Raw genomic sequence first — 4,384 nt, 5'->3', positions numbered from 1 at the left:
CACGTCCCGTCATGGTTCCCGCTCAGGCGGAGCCCGGCAGCGGGCCGCCCCGCGAGGAGGTGAGTCCGTCGCGCCGCCGTGACCTACTCGGCACCGGCATCCTTCTTGCCGCCAGCACCGCCACGACTGGCGCCACCAGCCGCGCCGCGCAGATCTCCCGCGCCATCGCCGCGTCCACCCCGGACCCCCTCAGTGTCGCCCAGCTCCACCAGGGCATCCAACGCCTCACCCNGATNTACNCCACNACNCCGCNNGNNGANCTNCTCGGACCNGTCGAACANGCGTGGGANGANGCNGAAGCCCGNNTNGAAACCNGNGTNNCCGGCNCCGACCGTCGCGANCTCGAACTCCTCGCCGGCCAATACGCCTTCTACCGTGGTCGACTCGCCTTCGACATGGGCGATGACGACGGCGCGTTGACGTTCTTCGTCCTCGCCGCTCAACACGCCCAAGCAGCCGGTGACCCACTACTTACCGGATCGGTTGCCGCCATGCGCTCCGCCGTGGCCTTCTTCGCCCGCGAGTTCGAAACCGCTGCCGACATCGCCGCCCAGGCCCAGCCGCAGGCGCACCCCTATATCGTCCCGATCCTTGCCAGCGCACAGGCCCGCGCCTACGCCCTCACCGGCCGCGAAGACGAAGCACTAACCGCCTTGCGGACCATGCGCGACCACGTTTGGAGCGGCTCCCTTCAACCCGGCCCCTCACCCATCGATGAGGAAGCAGGCAAAGCCTTCACCGCTGTAATCCTCGGCTACCTTGGCAAGGGCGACGAAGCCGAGCCGCACGCCCGCGCGTCGTTGGCGATGCTCAGTGGAACCGGACGGTACGTCAGCACCGCCGGCACCCATCTCGCACTCGCACGGGCCTTCATCCACCGCACCCACCCAGACCCCGAACAGGCGGCAACCGCGGTCAGCGCGGCCATCGTCACGATGGGTGGTAAAGAGATCCATCCCAGGACCGTCACCAGAGCTGTGACAATCTGGCGACGCCTCGTGGCCAACCCCGAGTGGGCACGGCTCGAACCCGTCCGCGACCTGGGTGAACAGGTCTCATCTGAGCGCCGTGCGCTCCCAGCAGGCCCAACCATCTAGATCGTCGCCAATGTTCTCTACGGGTTCAAGGGCGGCCTTCGGCCGCCGCGGGGGGCCTGCCGCACGCGCCGCGCGTCGCCGTGCGCGCCGCGCCTACGGGATCGCCNCACCCGGCCGGGGCCCCGCCTCCCTCCGGTCGGCACCCCGGCCGGAGCGTCGCCCCGTGGGCCCGTCGGCCCGTCGGCCCGTCGGCCCGTCAGACCCCCCGCCAGGGGGTCCGTGACGACCGTGACGATCGGCGGTCAGGGTGCCGCTGGTCCACGCGGATGGTCGACGGGTCGAGCGAGGTCCGGCGAGGGTAATGCCGTTGCTGGTTGTTGGGGCTCCGCCCCAAACCCCGGCCCTCACTCTGGAGGAGGGGGAAGGCGCGGCACGTCCGCTGATCGCCTCCGCCGCCCGACCGACGGAGGAGATCAGCTCAGCCGGGGCTCTGTGAAAGATCAAAACCCGGGTCGGGTGGCGTGGAAGCCCCCGAACCCGGGTTTGCTCAGCCGTGGGTCAGGTCATGCCGCGAGCGGTGTCCGCTGTTCCTCCGGGTCGAGCAGGGAATCGGCGAGGGCACGGCCGATCGCGTCGCCGGTGTCGAGGGGTTCGCGTGCGACCAGCAGCCGCACCCCCGTCCGGCGCAGCAGGCCCAGGACCGCCATCCGCCCGGTTTCGGTGGCCGCGAGCCGTTCCAGCGTGTCGACCACGACCACGCCGTACGCCCCCGACCCGACCAGCCGGACGACCGCCGACCAGGCGTGCGGACCCGATCTGGCGGACCGCACCCCCGGCCCGCCAGCCGCGCGCCGTACATGCCACCGCGAACACCGCCCGCTGGTCTGCCAGGTCGCCGTAGCCGCCGGCATCCTGACGGATGAAGTGCAACGCCCGCAGCGAGCCCGCCATCACCGGCCCCCGTCCCGACGATGACCACCGGGCCAGCCGTTGATCTGCGAGTAGTACCACTGGCTCGCCGCCGACCCCGCGACCGTCAGCGAGTCCCACCAGCGCGCCGCCACGTCATACGGCATGTCACCGGCCACGCTCACCCGCACCCCGGCCGGAAGCAGCAGGGTCGGACGCATCACCGAGAACCGAGGNCCCGGCATCGGAAGATGCACATCCGCCGACTCCGCCGGATGCACCTGGAGATCCACGCTCGTCACCGACCGGTTACCGCCACCGATCGGCCCATATGGCACCATGGCCATGGGTTCCACACTCCTGTTCACGCAGGATTTGGGATCAAGGCCCGGAGATTGGTGCTGGTAACACCACTCCGGGCCGCCTATTCACTTACCTTCCACCATCCATAAGACCCTGAAGATCCACACCATGCAGGCATTTCGCGCGGATGGGAATGTTTCACAGGAAACGCCCACGCCGTTTTTTGCCGGCATGGTCACCGTTTCCTGCCTCCATTCATGGAATGGCCGTTCGTGTCGTCGGACCCCATGCGGGCAGCCCCGAGGTGCGGAGCGAGCGCCAGACCAAGGGCTGGGACGGAGAGCCGGACCGAGCTGCGAGCGAGGTTCGGCGCCCAGTCGGCCCGACCGTCGGGCGGCATCCCCAGAGACTCCAACCAAGTACTACGGTCGCCACCTGTATGGATCGCCGCAGGACGTCCGCATCCACTTCGGTTCTGTGTCGCAGATCACGGTGTACTTTCGGTTCTGCGATGAAGATCCCGAAAGCGCAAATACACCCAGCCGGGGGGCATCTTTTCCGAATGATCACTAACGTCCGAGATGCCGCTTTCCAAGCCGATCCAGGGTCCAGCCGAGCGCCATGGCGGTCGTGAGGGTATTGGTGTGGTCGGGGCCGAGGGTGGCGCGTTGGCGGGTGAGGGTGTCCTCGAACAGGGTGCGTGCCGCGGCGTGCTCGCCAAGGTTGCCCAGGGTCCAGCCGAGCGCCATGGCGGTCGTGAGGGTATTGGTGTGGTCGGGGCCGAGGGTGGCGCGTTGGCGGGTGAGGGGGTCCTCGAACAGGGTGCGTGCCGCGGCGTGCTCGCCAAGGTTGCCCAGGGGCGACCTGAGCAAGTTGGCGGTCGCGAGGGTGTGGGTGTGATCGGGGCCGAGGGTGCGGCGTTGGTGGGCGAGTAGATCTTCGGTGCTCTGCTGGTCATGCGGGTCAGGGGATGTGTCGGTGGGTGCGGGTTCGTTTGCGGGGAAGGCCGGTTCGTGGGTTGGTGGGTTCGGTCGGTGTGTGGGGAAGTTGGGGGGTGTGGTGGGTTTAGCGCGTCCGGTGAGGGTGTGGCGGACGTGGTCGAGGAGGTGTCGGCCGGCTTTGTCGGCGTCGTGGTGGAACAGGTCGATGGAGACGACGGCGCCGAGGAGTCCTGGCCGTGGGCAGTCTTCGACCCGTACCGGGAGGAGTTTGCGTTTGAAGCCGTGAGGGTCGGCGGCGTGGGCGGCTTGCCATTCGGCATGGCCGTAGATCGAGGTCAGGTAGGCGCCGGAGAGTACGGCGAGGGTGTGTCGGGCGTGTTGGACGCCTTGTTGCATGCGGATCTGCCAGTTCGATCCGGGGACGAAGTCCCAGGCTTGGACGAGGACGCGGTAGCCGTCTGCTTCGAGCTGCCAGGAGATCCACTCCGCCCATTCGCGATCAACTGCCGTGTACGAGACGAAGAAGTCCCAGTCCGGATCGGAACCGGTCGCGTCGTCCGTGTTGCCCCCGTCGGTCACCCGGCCAGTGTGCCACCGGCACAGACCGCGTCAGGTCGTCCTACTACGGACTCCGCGGGCCCCCGAATCTGTGATATAGGACACGGTGTACTTTCGTTTGCGCGACGATACGCGGCAGTTGACACCTCGGCAGGAAGAACAGCCGCCGCGCGGGACGCTGAACGACGGCACCTGCCCGACTCCGCTGGACCGCCCCGGGGGGATCCTTATCCTCCCGCCCCGAGGCCTCCGAGGCCCTCCCACGTCCGGGGAAGGGAGAGCCGGACGTGAGAAAGACGCCCGGATACCAGGGCTCCGTCAAAGTCTGTTTTGGCTGGTCAGGGCGATGATCTGGAGGACGAGCCCAGGGTCTCTGATGGTGGCTCGGCGGGCCTGTCTGATGTTCTTGTAGCCTGCCAGGCGTAGTGCGCTGATCGTGGTATCGCGGGCGATGGCCCAGTTCAGGGCGGCGTTCTTGGTGCGGATGGTGTGGCGGTCCTCGTCCATGGTCCGGTCGCGGACATGGTGAATGGCCTCGACCGTCCAGTGGCCACGAGCCCACCGGGCCAGCTGCGCGGGGCTGGCCTGGTCGGTGGACAGGCTCGTGACCAGGTAGAACTCCTCGGTCGAGGTCGC

General features: G+C 68.3%; 6 protein-coding genes. 1 reads left to right on the top strand and 5 read right to left on the bottom strand.

From position 1 onward, the window contains the following. Window positions 1-22: 22 nt before the first annotated feature. A complete protein-coding gene (locus tag ALLO2_RS27705; protein ID WP_160323922.1) occupies window positions 23-178 on the bottom strand; it encodes a hypothetical protein in 156 nt (51 codons plus the stop codon). Between the two features lie 217 nt (window positions 179-395). Between ALLO2_RS27705 and ALLO2_RS22685 the strand changes: the two genes are divergently transcribed. Beyond that, window positions 396-1,097: a hypothetical protein gene (locus tag ALLO2_RS22685; RefSeq protein WP_232235298.1), complete on the top strand. Its 702-nt coding sequence runs from the start codon at window positions 396-398 to the stop codon at window positions 1,095-1,097. A 503-nt stretch (window positions 1,098-1,600) separates the two neighbouring features. Here ALLO2_RS22685 and ALLO2_RS22680 read toward each other — a convergent pair. The 4 genes from ALLO2_RS22680 to ALLO2_RS22665 form a co-directional block, all read right to left on the bottom strand. Continuing rightward, complete coding sequence (locus ALLO2_RS22680) at window positions 1,601-1,867, bottom strand: hypothetical protein (RefSeq protein WP_023840404.1); 267 nt, start codon at window positions 1,865-1,867, stop codon at window positions 1,601-1,603. A 120-nt stretch (window positions 1,868-1,987) separates the two neighbouring features. Next, entirely contained in the window at window positions 1,988-2,293 is a 306-nt protein-coding gene (locus ALLO2_RS22675) for a hypothetical protein (RefSeq protein ID WP_023840405.1), read from the bottom strand. A gap of 525 nt (window positions 2,294-2,818) precedes the next feature. Next, window positions 2,819-3,769, bottom strand: coding sequence for a toll/interleukin-1 receptor domain-containing protein (locus ALLO2_RS22670; protein WP_035734666.1), 951 nt, complete (start codon window positions 3,767-3,769; stop codon window positions 2,819-2,821). A 297-nt stretch (window positions 3,770-4,066) separates the two neighbouring features. Beyond that, the coding region (locus tag ALLO2_RS22665) for a transposase (RefSeq protein WP_035734665.1) at window positions 4,067-4,384 on the bottom strand (318 nt) is incomplete at its 5' end.

The sequence above is a fragment of the Frankia sp. Allo2 genome (assembly GCF_000733325.1).
Lineage (GTDB): Bacteria > Actinomycetota > Actinomycetes > Frankiales > Frankiaceae > Frankia > Frankia casuarinae.
Note: the sequence above shows the minus strand (reverse complement) of the source record. Positions and strands in the feature narration are given on the sequence as shown.

Bases quoted from the DNA above. Each gene is read 5' to 3' on its own strand.
- ALLO2_RS22685 (WP_232235298.1), top strand. From the start codon at position 396: ATGGGCGATGACGACGGCGCGTTGACGTTCTTCGTCCTCGCCGCTCAA.